Annotated in this window: 14 protein-coding genes; 4 read left to right on the forward strand and 10 right to left on the reverse strand. The window is 73.3% G+C overall.

The window, feature by feature from the left end:
- Positions 1 to 87 precede the first annotated feature (87 nt).
- The gene (locus ACFRIC_RS24670; protein WP_382789329.1) at positions 88 to 1,194 is read left to right on the forward strand and encodes an RNA ligase (ATP); all 1,107 of its coding nucleotides are present in this window, start codon (positions 88 to 90) and stop codon (positions 1,192 to 1,194) included.
- Between the two features lie 16 nt (positions 1,195 to 1,210).
- Here ACFRIC_RS24670 and soxR read toward each other — a convergent pair whose 3' ends face one another.
- Positions 1,211 to 1,759 (reverse strand): redox-sensitive transcriptional activator SoxR, encoded by a 549-nt coding sequence (soxR, locus tag ACFRIC_RS24675; protein WP_382789332.1) that lies wholly within the window; start codon positions 1,757 to 1,759, stop codon positions 1,211 to 1,213.
- Between the two features lie 106 nt (positions 1,760 to 1,865).
- Here soxR and ACFRIC_RS24680 point away from each other — a divergent pair, with 106 nt between their 5' ends.
- Complete coding sequence (locus ACFRIC_RS24680; RefSeq protein ID WP_382789334.1) at positions 1,866 to 2,327, forward strand: MaoC family dehydratase; 462 nt, start codon at positions 1,866 to 1,868, stop codon at positions 2,325 to 2,327.
- 30 nt (positions 2,328 to 2,357) lie between these two features.
- On the opposite strand, the gene ACFRIC_RS24685 is transcribed toward ACFRIC_RS24680, so the two are convergent.
- From ACFRIC_RS24685 to ACFRIC_RS24695, 3 genes are all read right to left on the reverse strand, one after another.
- Positions 2,358 to 2,984: a TetR/AcrR family transcriptional regulator gene (locus ACFRIC_RS24685; RefSeq protein WP_382789337.1), complete on the reverse strand. Its 627-nt coding sequence runs from the start codon at positions 2,982 to 2,984 to the stop codon at positions 2,358 to 2,360.
- A gap of 93 nt (positions 2,985 to 3,077) precedes the next feature.
- The gene (locus ACFRIC_RS24690) at positions 3,078 to 3,332 is read right to left on the reverse strand and encodes a YiaA/YiaB family inner membrane protein (RefSeq protein WP_382789340.1); all 255 of its coding nucleotides are present in this window, start codon (positions 3,330 to 3,332) and stop codon (positions 3,078 to 3,080) included.
- Between the two features lie 65 nt (positions 3,333 to 3,397).
- Positions 3,398 to 4,549, reverse strand: coding sequence for an acyl-CoA dehydrogenase family protein (locus tag ACFRIC_RS24695; protein ID WP_382789343.1), 1,152 nt, complete (start codon positions 4,547 to 4,549; stop codon positions 3,398 to 3,400).
- Between the two features lie 80 nt (positions 4,550 to 4,629).
- On the opposite strand from ACFRIC_RS24695, the gene ACFRIC_RS24700 reads away from it, so the two are divergent.
- Positions 4,630 to 5,280: a TetR/AcrR family transcriptional regulator gene (locus ACFRIC_RS24700; protein ID WP_382789345.1), complete on the forward strand. Its 651-nt coding sequence runs from the start codon at positions 4,630 to 4,632 to the stop codon at positions 5,278 to 5,280.
- Positions 5,281 to 5,514: 234 nt separating this feature from the next.
- On the forward strand, positions 5,515 to 6,519 hold the full coding sequence (locus ACFRIC_RS24705) for a DMT family transporter (protein WP_382789348.1): 1,005 nt from the start codon (positions 5,515 to 5,517) through the stop codon (positions 6,517 to 6,519).
- Here ACFRIC_RS24705 and ACFRIC_RS24710 read toward each other — a convergent pair.
- The 6 genes from ACFRIC_RS24710 to ACFRIC_RS24735 all read right to left on the reverse strand — a co-directional run bounded on the left by ACFRIC_RS24710 (position 6,516) and on the right by ACFRIC_RS24735 (position 14,691).
- Positions 6,516 to 7,598, reverse strand: a complete 1,083-nt coding sequence (locus ACFRIC_RS24710) for a Zn-dependent alcohol dehydrogenase (protein ID WP_382789350.1) — start codon at positions 7,596 to 7,598, stop codon at positions 6,516 to 6,518. The two genes, ACFRIC_RS24705 and ACFRIC_RS24710, sit on opposite strands and share 4 nt — an antisense overlap.
- A 10-nt stretch (positions 7,599 to 7,608) precedes the next feature.
- Entirely contained in the window at positions 7,609 to 8,997 is a 1,389-nt protein-coding gene (locus ACFRIC_RS24715) for an aldehyde dehydrogenase family protein (RefSeq protein WP_382789352.1), read from the reverse strand.
- 164 nt (positions 8,998 to 9,161) lie between these two features.
- Entirely contained in the window at positions 9,162 to 10,505 is a 1,344-nt protein-coding gene (locus ACFRIC_RS24720; RefSeq protein WP_382789355.1) for an ABC transporter ATP-binding protein, read from the reverse strand.
- Positions 10,506 to 10,744: 239 nt separating this feature from the next.
- On the reverse strand, positions 10,745 to 11,521 hold the full coding sequence (locus ACFRIC_RS24725) for a class F sortase (protein WP_382789358.1): 777 nt from the start codon (positions 11,519 to 11,521) through the stop codon (positions 10,745 to 10,747).
- Positions 11,508 to 12,281, reverse strand: a complete 774-nt coding sequence (locus ACFRIC_RS24730) for a hypothetical protein (RefSeq protein WP_382789360.1) — start codon at positions 12,279 to 12,281, stop codon at positions 11,508 to 11,510. The genes ACFRIC_RS24725 and ACFRIC_RS24730 overlap by 14 nt, the downstream gene beginning before the upstream one ends.
- A 151-nt stretch (positions 12,282 to 12,432) precedes the next feature.
- Positions 12,433 to 14,691: a molybdopterin oxidoreductase family protein gene (locus ACFRIC_RS24735; RefSeq protein WP_382789363.1), complete on the reverse strand. Its 2,259-nt coding sequence runs from the start codon at positions 14,689 to 14,691 to the stop codon at positions 12,433 to 12,435.
- Between the last annotated feature and the right edge of the window lie 78 nt (positions 14,692 to 14,769).

Below are 14,769 nucleotides of genomic sequence, written 5' to 3' on the forward strand. Positions count from 1 at the left end.
GCAGCAGGAAATCCGCTGGTTCCAGCCGTTTCCCCTCCGGACAGTTGGGTGCGATGAAACACGGCTGAGCAACCCGAGGAGTCCTCCATGTCGACGCTGCGCGTCACCGCCGAAGTGCTGACCGTCCACGACCATCCGAACGCCGACGCGCTCGAACTGGCCCAGGTGGGCCTGTACCGCGCCGTGGTCGCCAAGGGCGCGTACCGCACCGGCGAGTGGGCGCTCTACATCCCGGAGCAGTCCGTGCTGCCGGCCCCGCTCATCGAGGAGCTGGGGCTGACGGGGCGCCTGGCGGGCAGTTCGGCGGACCGGGTCAAGGCGGTGCGGCTGCGCGGCGAGCTGTCGCAGGGGATCGTGTGCCGTCCGAAGGCGCTCGCGGACGTGGACCTGGCGCGGGCCGCCGAGGAGGGCACGGACTTCGCGGAGTCCCTCGGCATCGTGAAGTGGGTCCCGCCGGTCCCGCCCACGATGAACGGAGACGTGGAGGCGGCGCCCGATCTGCTGCCCTGGGTCGACATCGAGAACATCCAGCGCTATCCGGACATCTTCACCCCGGGCGAGCCCGTCGTCGTGACGGAGAAGCTGCACGGTTCGGCCTGTCTGCTGACCTACCTCGCCGACGAGGACCGCGTCCAGGTGTCCTCGAAGGGCTTCGGCGCCAAGTCCCTAGCCCTGAAGGAGGATCCGCGCAATCTGTACTGGCGCGCGGTGCGCGGACACCGGGTCGCGGAGGCCGCCGCCCGGATCGCCGGACGCCTCGGCGCGCGCCGCGTCGGTGTCTTCGGCGAGGTGTACGGGGCCGGTGTGCAGGACCTGTCGTACGGCGCCGACGGCCGCCGCGAGACGATCGGCTACGCCGTCTTCGACGTGTCCGCGGAGATCGACGGCGAGGTCCGCTGGCTGGACGCGCAGGAGCTGCTGGAGGGCGAACTCCCGCTGGTGCCACGGCTGTACGAGGGTCCGTACGACGTCGAGCGCGTCCTGGGGGTCGCGTCCGGCCGGGAGACGGTGTCCGGCCGCGCCCTGCATCTGCGCGAGGGCGTCGTGATCCGCCCCGGCGCTCCCGCGCCCGACGGACCGGAGGGGACCTTCGTCACCGCCGAGCGCTACAGCCCGGTGACGGGCGGACGGGCCATAGCGAAGGCGGTCAGCCCGGCCTACCTGACCCGCAAGGGCGGCACGGAGTACGAGTAGGCGCGGGCGGGGGGCGTCAGCGGCGGTCGCCCGCCGCCGGTTCCCCGCGCGGCGGTCCGGGTTCACAGGCCGCCGGCCTCCGTTCCCGCGGGGCCGGCGGCTGTGCGCCGGCGGGCTCCGTCATGAGCCGGGAGCCGGCCCGGCGCTCGCCCAGGACGTCGTCGGGGTTGGAGAGCACACAGGTCTCCAGGGAGAGGCAGCCGCAGCCGATGCAGTCCGTGAGGTGGTCGCGCAGCCGGCCGAGCTGTTTGATGCGCTCGTCGAGTTCGGAGCGCCAGGCCCGGGACAGCCGGGCCCAGTCCTCCCTGGTCGGCGTGCGCTCCTCCGGGAGTTCGGCCAGCGCCTCCCGGATCGTGGCGAGCGGGATGCCGACGCGCTGGGCGGCCCGGACGAAGGCGACGCGGCGCAGTGCGTCCCGGTGGTAGCGGCGCTGGTTGCCCGAGGTGCGGCGGCTGGAGATCAGGCCCTTGGACTCGTAGAAGTGCAGGGCGGAGACGGCCGCGCCGCTGCGGGCCGACAACTGTCCGACGGTCAGCTCGTGGACCGTCTCGGGGATCTGGGGCACTCCTCCAACCTACCTACCGCGCCACCCGTCCGGTCCGTTGACATGCGCCGCCCGGCCGACCATGCTAAGCAGTCGCTTAGACTATGAGATGCGGGAGGCCAGGGACATGGCAGAGCCGAGGACGTTCGCGACGGTCGAGGAACTGCGGGACGCCGTGGGCGAGCAGCTTGGGTACACGGACTGGGTCGAGATCGAGCAGAAGCGCATCGACCTCTTCGCGGAGGCCACCGGCGACCACCAGTGGATCCACGTCGACCCCCAGAAGGCCGCGGCGGGTCCGTTCGGCACGACGATCGCGCACGGCTATCTCACCCTGTCGCTGCTGCCGCTCTTCGGCCCGCAGCTCATCGGCGTCGAGGGCGTGAGGATGGGCGTCAACTACGGGACGAACAAGGTCCGCTTCCCCGCGCCCGTCCCGGTCGGCTCGCGGCTGCGCGCCACCGGCACGATCACCGCGGTGGACGACGTGCCCGGCGGCGTACAGGTCTCCCTCGCCTTCACCGTGGAGCGCGAGGGCGGCGACAAGCCGGTCTGCGTGGCGGAGTCGGTCTCGCGCTACTACCTCTGACACCACGCCCCGGGCCGCGACGGGCCGGGGCTACCCCTTGAAGCCCACCATCCGCCGGACCAGGTCGGCGTACAGCGCACCGACCTCGTCCGGCGTGCGGGGGCCCTCGACGTTGAACCAGCGGGCCACGTCGATGCACAGGGACAGCACGGCGACGGTGGTGCCGGGGACGTCCGGGACGTCGAACTCGCCGGTCGCGACACCGTCCTGGATGATGCGCCGGACCTCCGCGTCGACCTGCCGGCGCAGCGCGATGATCTCCGCGCGCGCGTCGGGCCCGAGGGCCTCCAGCTCGTACTGGACCACGCGGGCGGTGGTGTGCTGGCCCGCGTGCCACCGTACGAAGGACCGCACGGCGTCGGAGAGCCGCTCGGACGGCGTGCCCTCGGCCTCCGCGGCGGTGCGCACGATGTCGAGCGCCTTGTCGTGGCCGATGCGGCTGATCCGGTGAAGCAGCTCTTCCTTGGTCTTGTAGTGGATGTACAGCGCGGCCGGGCTCATGCCCGCGCGGCCCGCGATGTCCCGGGTGGTCGTCGCGTGGTACCCGCGCTCGGCGAAGGCCTCCACCGCGGCCACGAGCAGCCGCCGCGCCGCGTCAGGGGTCACCTCGGCCCACGGCTGCATCTCGCCGCCGGACGTCTCCTGCGCCGCACTCATCGCTGTTCGCCCCTTCTCCACTGACAGGGTGAACACCATACCCCCGAACCTGAGCGGGCGCTTAGCGCCGACCGGCTCCGGGCCGCACCGTGATCAGAGCTTCTCGAAGGGGTCGTAGACCCGGCCGCCGGGACGGCCGCCGTCCTGGCGGTCGCGGATCACCTTGGCCAGGGTGAAGGAGGACGTCACGAGGTAGAGGACGGCGATGGCCAGGAAGCCCCGCACCCACGCGTCGGCCTGGAGCTTGAAGATGCCGAGCGCGGTGGCGGCCATGGCGACGGAGAAGGAGGCCACGGCCTGTCCGTAGAAGGCAGCCGTGTTCTGCTGTTTGACGGGTGTCTCGGTCATGGGACAAGGATCGGCGGATGTGGCCGCCGCCACATCCGCCGTCGTACTCAGACACGTACTCAGGGTCAGAACGCCGAGACACCCGTCAGGGCGCGTCCGATGACCAGTTTCTGTATCTGGCTGGTGCCCTCGTAGAGGGTCATCACGCGGGCGTCGCGCAGCAGCTTGCCGACCGGGTACTCGTCGATGTAGCCGTAACCCCCGTACACCTGGAGGGCATTGTTCGCCGCGCGCACGGCCGCCTCGGAGGCGAAGAGCTTGGCCTTGGAGGACTCGGTCGCGAACGGCAGTCCGCGGTCCACGAGGTCGGCGACCCGCCAGGTCAGCAGCCGTGCCGCGTCCACGTCGACGGCGATGTCGCTGATCAGCTCCTGGACGAGCTGGTGGTGGGCGATCGTCTTCCCGAACTGCTCCCGTTCGGTCGCGTAGGCCACCGCCGCGTCGAGGGCGGCCTGGGCGATGCCGACGCAGCCCGCGGCCACCGACATCCGGCCCTTCGCGAGCGCCGACATGGCCACGGTGAAGCCCTTGCCCTCGGGCGCCAGCATCGCGCTCGCCGGCACGCGCACGTCCTCCAGGGCGAGTTCGGCGGTGGCCTGGCCGCGCAGCCCGAGCTTGCCGTGGATGGTGCGGCGGGTCAGACCGGGGGTGTCGGTGGGCACGAGGAAGGCGGAGACGCCCTTGTGGCCCGGGGCGTCGGTGGAGCGGGCGAAGAGCAGCACGACATCGGCCCAGGTGCCGTTCGTGATGAACATCTTGCTGCCGTTGATCACGTAGTCGTCGCCGTCGCGCACGGCCCGGGTCGAGAGCTGTCCCGCGTCGGAGCCGGTGCCGGGTTCGGTGAGCCCGAAGCAGCCGACGTACTCGCCGGAGGTCAGCCCCGGCAGCCAGCGCCGCTTCTGCTCCTCGTCCCCCCAGGCGGCGATCGACTTGGCGACGAGCCCGAGCGAGACGGAGACGATCCCGCGCACCGAGGAGTCCCCGCGCCCGAGTTCCTCAGTGACCAGGCAGTACGCGAGGTGGTCGCCGCCGCTGCCGCCGTACTCCTCGTCGATGGTCAGGCCGAGGAAGCCGACCTCGCCGAGCTTCTTCACGATGGACCGGTCGACGTCCTCCGCGCGGTCCCACGCGACGACGTGCGGGGCGATCTCGCGGTGCACGAAGTCCTTGGCGAGCTGCCAGACGGCGGTCTGCTCATCGCTGAGCCCGAGGTTCATGCCGGGTCACCCCACTGGTAGCGGACTTTGAATGCCGAACATTTAAATTAGCACTGCTAGTTTCATGGTGCAGCCCTACTATGTGCGCCATGGCCCGACCGCGCAAGCCCCTCCTCAGCACCGACCGCATCGTCGAGACGGCACGGGCGCTGGTGGACGCCGAGGGCCTCGCGGCCGTCTCGACGCGCCGGCTCGCGGCGGAACTGGGAGTGAGCGGGCCCTCCCTCTACAACCACTTCAGCACCAAGGACCAGATCCTGGAGGCGGTCGCGGACTCGGTGAGCGCGCAGGTCGAGCTGTCGATGTTCGAGGACGGCCGTGACTGGCGGACCGCGCTGCACGACTGGGCCGTCTCCTACCGCGCGGCCCTGCGCGACCACCCGAACATCGTCCCGGTCCTCGCGCGCGGGCCGGGCCGCAGGCCGGCCGGACTGCGGCTCGCGGACGCCGTGTTCGGTGCCATGGTCCGGGCGGGCTGGCCGCCGGCCCAGGCCACCTCGATCGGGGCGCTGATGCGGTACTTCATCATGGGGTCCGCGCTGGGCTCGTTCGCCGGCGGCTTCGTGGACGACGAGAGCGCGTACGACCCGGAGGACTACCCCCACCTGGGGCAGGCGCACCTGCTCGCCGAACAGCAGGAGAAGATCGACGAGCGGGCCTTCGAGACAGGACTCGGCGCCCTGCTGGACGGCCTCGCGGTGCAGTACGCGGGGCTGGCCGGGGAGGGCTGAGCAGGCCGGGGTCCGGGGGTGCTCGGGTGCCGGCTTGAGGCCCCGGTGGGCTCGGCTGCCCGCTTGAGGCAGGCCGCGGGGTCGGGTGCCGGCTTGAGGCCCCGGCGGGCTCGGCCGCCCGCTTGCGGCAGGCCGTGGGGTCGGGTGCCGGCTTGAGGCAGGGGCGGGGTCGGGGCGGGCTCGACGTCGGAAATCCGCGAGACCGGCCGCGGTGTCCCGCCTAGCCTCTGGAGCATGATGAACACCTCCCCCGTCGCGGCGCCCGGCCGGCGCGCCCCGTTGCTCGCCGCCGGTGCGGCGACCGTCACCGTCGGGCTGTGGGCCTCCGCGTTCGTCGCGATCCGCAGCGCGGGCGCCGCGTACTCACCCGGCGCGCTGGCGCTCGGACGACTGCTGGCCGGAGCCCTGGTGCTCGGCGCCGTGTGCGTCGTCCGGGGTGAGGGACTGCCGCCGCGCGGCGCGTGGCGCGGCATCGCGATATCCGGGGTGCTGTGGTTCGGGTTCTACATGGTCGCCCTGAACTGGGGCGAGCAGCAGGTGGACGCCGGTACGGCGGCACTGGTCGTGAACATCGGCCCGATCCTGATCGCCCTGCTCGGCGCCCGGCTGCTGGGGGACGCGATGCCGCCACGGCTGCTGGCCGGCATGGCCGTGTCGTTCGCGGGCGCGGTCGCGGTGGGGCTGTCGATGTCCGGCGGCGGCGGTTCCTCGGTGCTCGGGGTCGTCCTGTGTCTGCTCGCCGCCGTCGCATACGCCGCGGGCGTCGTCGCGCAGAAGCCGGCGCTCGGGCGGGCGAGCGTGCTCCAGGTGACGACGTTCGGCTGTCTGGTCGGGGCCGTGGTGTGTCTCCCGTTCGCGGGACAGCTCGTCCACGACGCGGCCGCCGCTCCCCTGTCGGCCACGCTCGACATGGTCTACCTGGGCGTCTTCCCGACCGCGCTGGCCTTCACGACCTGGGCGTACGCCCTGTCCCGGACGAGCGCGAGCCGCATGGGCGCGACGACGTACGCGGTGCCCGCCCTGGTGGTGCTGATGTCCTGGCTCTTCCTCGACGAGGTCCCGGGGCTGCTGACGCTGGCCGGCGGGGTGCTGTGCCTGGCGGGTGTGGCGGTGTCGCGCTCCCGGCCCCGCCGGGAGGCGGCCCCGGAGCGGCCGCCCGTGCCGGCCGCCGCCGGAACCGTCGACCCGTCCGGTGCGGCCGACGCGTCCGGTGCGGCCGCCCCGGAGAGCCGCGGCTAGAAGACCACCAGTGCCCGGCCCCCCTTGCCCGCGATCATGTTGTCGAAGGCCGCCGGGATGCCGTCCAGGGCGATGCGGTCGGTGACCAGGCCGCCGAGGTCCAGCCGGCCCGCGCGTACGTGCTCGGCGAGCACCGGGAGATCGCGCGCCGGGTCGGAGTTGCCGTAGACACAGCCGGCGAGGGTCCGGCCCCAGTGGAAGATCTCCAGGGCGTTGAAGGTGACCTGCTGGTCCTTGCCGCCGATACCGACGACGGTGGTGCGGCCGCCGCGCCGGGTCGACTCCCAGGCGGTACGGATGGTGACGGCACGGCCGACGCACTCGACGGCGACGTCGACGCCGTGACCGCCGGTCAGGGCACGGATCTCGCGGGCGGTGGTGTCGGAGGCCACGACGTAGTCGGTGGCCCCGGCCTCACGGGCGAGGGACTCCTTCTCGGGCGAGACGTCCACCGCGACGATCTTCGGGGCGCCCGCGATCCGGGCGGCCTGCAGGGCGGCGAGCCCGACCCCGCCGGCCCCGAACACGGCGACGCTCTCGCCCGGCTGGACCTGGGCGGAGTGGTGGACGGCGCCGTAGCCGGTGAGGACGGCGCAGCCGAGCAGGGCGGCCTCGGTGAGCGGGATGCCGTCCGGGGCGGGGAGCACGCAGGAGACCGGCACCACCGTCTCCTCCGCGAACGCGGCGACGTTCAGGCCGGGGTGCAGATCGCTCCCGTCGGAGGCGCGGCGGGCGTACACCGATCCCGCGCCGGTGAGCGCGTCGGCGCACAGCCACACCTCACCCAGCGAGCAGGCGTGACAACGGCCGCAGGAAGGAGCCCAGTTGAGGACGACGGGCGAGCCGGGGGCGACCTGGTCGACGCCCTCGCCGACGGCGACGACGGTACCGGCGCCCTCGTGGCCGAGCACGGCGGGCACCGGGACCCGCATGGTGCCGTTGGACAGGGACAGGTCGGAGTGGCAGACCCCGGCGGCGGCGAGGCGCACCCGGACCTGGCCCGGTCCGGGATCGGGGAGTTCGATCTCGGCGATCTCCAGCGGGGCACCCACGGCGGGCAGGACGGCGGCGCGAACCACGTGAACGCTCCTAGAACTGGAGGGACTTGGTCTGGAGGTACTCGGACAGGCCGTGGGCGCCGAGTTCGCGCCCCACGCCCGACTGCTTGTAACCCCCGAAGGGGGCCAGGGGGTTGAAGCGCCCCCCGTTGATGTCGACCTGGCCGGTGTCGAGCCGCCGGGCGAAGGCGACCGCCTCGGACTCCTCGCCCGCCCACACCGCGCCCGCGAGCCCGTACACGGTGCCGTTGGCGATCCGCAGGGCGTCCTCCTCGTCCTCGTAGCGCAGGATCGACAGGACCGGTCCGAAGATCTCCTCCTGCGCGATCGTCATCTGCTCGGTGACGTCGGCGAAGACGGTGGGGCTGACGAAGTAGCCCTGCTCGCGCGGGGATTCGGTGCCGCCCGCGACGAGCCGCGCGCCCTCGGCGACGCCCTTCTCGATGTAACCGCGCACCCGGTCCCGCTGCTTGGCGTTGACGACGGGTCCGATGCGGTCGCCGTACTTCGCGGCGGCGGCCGCGGCGAGCTCGACCGCCTCGTCGTAGCGCTCGGCGGGGACCAGCATGCGGGTCCAGGCGCTGCACGTCTGACCGGAGTTGGACATCACGTTGGCGACGCCGACGTTCACGGCCTTGGCGAGGTCGGCGCTCGGCAGGATGACGTTGGCGGACTTGCCGCCCAGTTCGAGGGCGACGCGCTTGACCGCGGCGCCCGCGGTCGCGCCGATCCGCCGGCCGACCGCGGTGGAGCCGGTGAAGGAGACCAGGTCGACGCCCGGGTGCTCGGCGAGTGCCTGGCCGGCGACCGGGCCGAGGCCGGTGACGAGGTTGAAGACACCGGCCGGGACGCCCGCCTCTGCCACGGCCTCGGCGAAGAGCTGGGCGGTGAGCGGGGTGTCCTCGGCGGGCTTCAGCACGACGGTGCAGCCTGCGGCGAGGGCGGGGGCGACCTTGGCGACGATCTGGTGCAGCGGGTAGTTCCAGGGCGTGATCGCGCCGACGACACCGACGGGCTCCTGGTAGACGGTCGAGTTGCCGACCTTCTCCTCGAAGGCGTACGTCGCCGCCAGTTCGGCGTAGGAGCCGGCGACCAGCACGGGGACGCCGGCGTGCACCGCCTGGGAGAACGCGAGCGGCGCTCCCAGTTCGGCGGTGACGGTCTCGGCGATCTCGTCCTTGCGGGCGGCCAGGACGTCCCTGAGCGCGGTGAGGCGGGCGGCCCGTTCGGCGGGCGGGGTGGCGGCCCAGCCGGGGAACGCGGCACGCGCGGCGCGTACGGCGGCGTCGACGTCCAGGGCGGTGCCGGCCGGGACCTGGCCGATCACCTGCTCGTCGACCGGGTTCACGACCTCGATCGTGTCCCGTCCGGCGGCGGGGCGCCATGCCCCGTCGATGTACATGCCGTCATGTGCCTTCATCGTGTTCCTCCCGGGCGGGGGCAGCGTCGTCCGGACCCTAAACTAGCGATGATAGTTTTGCGGCGCCAGGGTGACCTGCCGCACCGCAGGTCAGCGGCACCGGCCACCCTCGCCCGGGCAGTCCGCCACCCTCGCCCCAGGGAGTCCGCCCCACGCCCGGCACGTCACTCCTCCAGATCGGGCAGCCGCTCCGGCGCCGGGCAGATCCGCTCGCCGCTCCGGTCGAAGACGAACAGATGGGCCAGGTCCACGAGCAGCGGGACCTGCATGCCGTGGCGGAGGTCGATGTCGGGCGTGGTGCGCACGACGAGATCGCCGGGCAGGCGCCCCTCGGGCGGTGTGTGTCCGGCGTGGTCGGCCTCGTCGTCCGCGGGATGGTCGAGGACGACGACGGGTCCGGCCCGCAGCGCCCCGGCGCGCCCCCGCAGCCGGTCCAGGACGGTGCCGTCACGGCGCCGCCGGCGTGTCGGGCGGGACGGGCGCGGCGACTCCAGTTCGGGCACGAAGGCGGGCCGCGAGCCCGTGTTGAAGTGGACGAGGACCTCGTGCCCCTGGAACTCCACGTGCTCCACCAGACCGGTGATCGGCACCTCGCCCGGCCGGGCCTGCGACGCCCTGGCGAGCCGGATGGCCTCGGAGCGCAGCCCCACGATCACCTCGCGGCCCTGCTGCACCCGGAGCAACTGGTGGTCCAGGCACAGGGGTTCGGGCAGGCGCAGATACTGCTTGCCGAGGCTGATCGTCATGGCGCCGTCGAGCGGGGCCCGGACGAGTCCGCGCAGCAGGTTGATCCGCGGGGTGCCGATGAACGCGGCGACGAAGACGTTCGCGGGCAGCCCGTAGACCGCGCGGGGCGTGCCCAGTTGCTGGAGGACGCCGCCGCGCATCACGGCGACCCGGTCGCCGAGCGACATGGCCTCGGCCTGGTCGTGGGTGACGTAGACCGTGGTGGCGCCCAGGTCCCTGGTGAGCTTGGAGATCTCGGCCCGCAGGTGGTTGCGGAGTTTGGCGTCGAGGTTGGACAGCGGCTCGTCCATCAGGAACGCGGAGGGGTGGCGCGCTATCGCCCGCCCCATCGCGACGCGCTGCCGCTCGCCGCCGGAGAGCTGGTTGGGGAAGCGGTCGAGGAGGTCCTGGATGCCGAGCATCCGGGCGGTGGCGTCCACCCGGGCCCGGGGGTCCTCGCCGGGCGTCTCGATCCGCAGCGGGAAGCCGATGTTGTCGCGGCTGGTCATGCTCGGATAGAGGGCGAAGTTCTGGAAGACCATGGCCATGTCGCGCTCGGAGGGCGGCAGGTCGTTGGAGTACTCACCGTCCAGGCGCACCTCGCCCTCGGTGACCTCCTCGAGCCCCGCGATCATCCTCAGCACGGTCGACTTGCCGCAGCCCGAGGGGCCGAGCAGCACGAGGAATTCGCCGGGCCTGATGTCCAGCGAGAACCGTTCCACCGCGCGGGGCCCGCGGGCGTACGACTTGCTGACGTGGTGCAGGGAGATGGCGCGTGTCATGACAGGTGCCCCCGGGGGCGTGCAAGGCGCTGGTGCTCCGCGGCCGGTCGTCCCGCACGGGTCGTACGGGACCTTGAGTCACGGAAGCTAACGGACCGCACACGTCCGGGGGAAGACACGGGGCGGATTCGGACGGGCGGGTTCGGTACGGGCGGAAACGGACGATCGGCTACCGGTCGGGGCGGGGACGGTCACGGGAGCCGCGGCCGCAACTGCGGTGATCCGTACCGGGGTTCGTCTCAACGGGGGCCGGCCCGCCCCAGGATCTGGGTGAGGTGGGCGAAGGCGATGACGTTGGCGGCGTACCCCGTCTTCCGGTCGTAGGCGCCGCCGCAGGTGATCAGACGCAGTTCGGGGCGCCCGCGGGCGCCGTACACCTCCTGGTCGGGGAAGTGCGCCTTCGCGTACGTGCGTACGACGTCCACCGTATAGACGGCGGTACGCCCGTCCACGCGCCGTGCCTCGACGCGCGCGCCGGGACGGATGCGTTCGAGCGGGGCGAAGACGGCTGGTCCCGTCCGGGTGTCGCGGTGGCCGACGACGAGCGCCGTGCCGCGTTCGCCCGGCGAGGGGCCGTCCGTGTACCAGCCGACGGGCTTCGGGTCGTCCACGGGCGGGGCGGTGAGCCGTCGTTCGCGGTCGAGCCGGAGACCGATGACCGGCGCGTCGACGCCGAGGGAGGGAATGCGCAGGGAGGCGGCCCGGGAGCGGGGCAGCGGTGCGGGCGGGGGCGCGGGCCGGGCCGCCCGGCGGGCGGCCGGGGACGGATGCCGCCGCGGGGCGTGCGCGCCGCCGGGGCGGGCGTCGGGCGTGGACCCGGCGCCCGGCTTCCCGGACGGCGCCCGGGAGGCGGCGCCGTCGTCGCGTACGGCTCCGGACGCCACCGTCCCGGCGGGCTCGTCGTCGCCCGCCCACCAGACGCCGCCCACCACCAGCGCGACGGCGACCACCAGGGTCCTCGTCAGGCGGTAGGCGCGCGTCCGGTACCAGGGCCTCCGTCGTCTACGCGGCGCCATTGCCGCGTCGGCGCAGCCGCAGGAACACGACTCCCCCGGCCACGACGAGACCGGCGGCCGCCGCACCGGCCACCGGCGAGAAGTCCCGCGCGTGGGCGAGTCCGCCGCCGCCCGCAGGCGGTCCGCCGTTGGGGCCCTGGCCGCCCTGCTGCCCGCCCGGACCGCCCTGCTGACCGCCCGGACCGCCCTGCTGACCGCCCGGACCGCCCTGCTGTCCGCCCGGGCCACCCTGCTGTCCGCCGGGGCCGCCCTGCGGGCCGGGTGTCCCGCTCGGTCCGCCGCTGCCGGTCGGTGTCGGGCTCGGAGCGCTCACGGGGCAGTCGACCTTGAAGACCTTGCTCTTGCCCGCGCCGTTCTCGCCCTGGAAGTTCCAGGTCAGCTTGTACTGGCCGTCGGGCAGGGTGAGGATGCGGGTCCCGGCGCGCCCGGTCGGGGACGCGGCGAGCGTGCCCGCCAGGACGGGATCGCCCGCCGCGCCGGGCTGGTGCGCGATCGACCAGGAGATCTGCTGCCCCGCGTCGAAGTTGAAGCCGTCGAGGTAGAACCGGCAGACCTTCGGATCGTCCCGCTGGTTGTCGAACGGCGTGTTCGCGTCATGGACCTTGACGTCGCCGTTGTCACCGGGGGCGGCGACGGCGGCCGGGGCACCGAGGAGAGCGGTGCCCGCGACCGCGAGGGCGGCGAGGGCGCCTGCGCCGCGCCGGGGCGCGGAGAGAACACCGGTGCCGCGCTGTGGCGCGGAGAGGGACGGGGTCGGCATGCGGACTCCTCCGAGTCAGATGATTTTCATACATATTTCTGGTCATCTGACTACTTCTCACAGAAGATCCACGGAGGGCCGCAACTGCGCCCGGACCCCGGTCAGGTATCGCTCGACCGGCGCAAAGGCGTCCCGCCTCCCTGGTGCCGGATCAGGGGCAGGCCGTCAGCTCCACGGGCACGCCGTTGAGGACCGCCGTTCCGGACAGCGGGTCGAGCAGCGAGCCGTCGAGAAGCTGGTTGACGTTCACGCCGGGGTCCAGGGCGGCGTGACTCATGCGGGTGCCGGGGCGGTCGTGCCCCCAGCCGTGCGGAAGGCTCACCACCCCGCGCCGCACGGTGTCGGTGACCTCCACCGGCGCGGTCACCTCTCCCCCGGCACCCTTGACGCGCACGGCCGACCCGTCGGCGAGCCCCAGCCGGGCGGCGTCGTCGGGGTGGACGTGCAGGGTGCAGCGGTTGGAACCGCCCGTGAGCGCGGGGACGTTGTGCATCCAACTGTTGTTGGAGCGCAGATGACGGCGGCCGACGAGGACGATCGCCGCCGGGCGTTCGCGCAGCGCGTCCCGCAGCCGCGGCAGATCGTCCGCGATCGGTCCGGGAAGCAGTTCGATCCTCCCGCTGCGGGTCTTGAGCCGGCGCGGCAGGCTGGAGGCGAGCGGTCCGAGGTCGATGCCGTGCGGGTGCTCCAGCAGCCGGTCCAGGGTCAGGCCGTCGGGGCGCGCGCCGAAGCCGTCGCCGTACGGGCCGAGGCGCAGCATCATGTCGAGCCGGCGTTCGGGGCCGTTCTCGCCGGTGAGGGCGGCGGCGAGTTCCCGCGGGTCGCGTCCGTGCACCGGCGAGGCGGTGTCCCCGACCGCCTTGGCGAGGGTGCCCTCGACGACCATGGCGTCCACGGCGGACGGGTCGGCGCCGTGCATGCCGGTCGTGGCGAGGACGAGCCGGGCGAGGATCTCGGTCTCCGCCATCCGGCCCTCCTCCAGGGGAACGGCGGGGCGGTTGTAGCGGACCTGGTTGCGGACGGCGAGGGTGTTGAAGGCGAAGTCGTGGTGCGCGCTCCGGGAGGGCGGGGGCGGCGGCAGGACGACGTGGGCGTGCCGCGAGGTCTCGTTCAGGTAGGGGTCGACGCTGACCATGAAGTCCAGCGATTCGAGGGCCTTGTCGAGGCGGAGGCCGTCGGGCGCGGAGAGGACGGGGTTGGCGGCGACCACGACGACCGCGCGGACCGGGGTGCCCTCCTCGGTCGGGGTGTCGATCTCCTCCGCCAGCGCGGCCAGCGGCAGTTCGCCCTTCGCCTCCGGGTGCCGGCTCACGCGGCTGTGCCAGCGGCCGAGGGCGAAGCCGTGGCCGGGGCCCGCCGGGCGCGGTGTCCGGTCGGTGGCGGCCGTCGGGAACAGGGCGCCGCCGGGCCGGTCGAGGTTGCCGGTGAGGATGTTGAGGACGTCCACCAGCCAGCTCGCCAGGGTGCCGTGCGGGACCGTGCAGCTGCCGATGCGGCCGTAGACGGCGGCGGTGGGCGCGGCGGCCAGCTCGCGCGCCAGCTCCCGGATCGTCCCGGCGTCCACGTCACAGGCCGCGCTCGCCGCCTCGGGGGTGAAGTCCGCGAGCACGTCCGGGAGTTCGTCGACCCCCTGGACGTGCGGCGCGAGCGCGCCGAGGTCGACCAGCTTCTCCTCGAACAGGACGTACGCCATCGCCGCGAGCAGCATCGCGTCGGTGCCGGGGCGGATGGCCACGTGACGGTCGGCGAGCTTGGCCGTGCGGGTGCGCCGCGGGTCGATGACGGTCAGCGTGCCGCCGCGGGCCCGCAGCGCGCGGAGCCGGCCGGGGAAGTCGGGGGCGGTGCACAGACTCCCGTTGGACTCCAGCGGGTTGGCGCCGATGAGCAGCAGGTGGTCGGTGTGGTCCAGGTCGGGCACGGGGATCGCGTTGGCGTCCCCGTACAGCAGGCCGCTCGACACGTGCTTGGGCATCTGGTCGAGCGTGGAGGCCGAGAAGACGCTGTGCGTGCGCAGGGCGCCGAGCAGGACGGACGGGTAGAGGGCGCCGGCCATGGTGTGCACGTTCGGGTTGCCGAGGACGACGCCGAGGGCGTGCGGCCCGTACCGCTCGACGACCGGACGCAGTCCGGCGGCCACGGCGTCGAAGGCCTCCTCCCAGGTGGCCTCGCGCAGTTCGCCGTCCTCGCGGACGAGGGGGGTGCGCAGCCGGTCGGGGTCGCCGTCGGCCGCGCCGAAGGAGGCGCCCTTCGGGCAGATGAAGCCCTTGCTGAACACGTCGTCACGGTCACCCCGGGCACCGGTCACCCGGGTGCCCTCGATGGTCAGGGTGAGCCCGCAGGTGGCTTCGCACAGGGGGCAGACGCGCAGCGCGGTTCGGGAGTCGGGGGTGGTACCGGAGGTACGGGACACGGGTCCTCCCGGAGGCGGTGACAGGGACGGCACGGACGCGAGCGAGCATACCGACCGGTACGCATGGCGGGGAGGGCG

The sequence above is a fragment of the Streptomyces sp. NPDC056738 genome, from assembly GCF_042790435.1.
Lineage (GTDB): Bacteria > Actinomycetota > Actinomycetes > Streptomycetales > Streptomycetaceae > Streptomyces.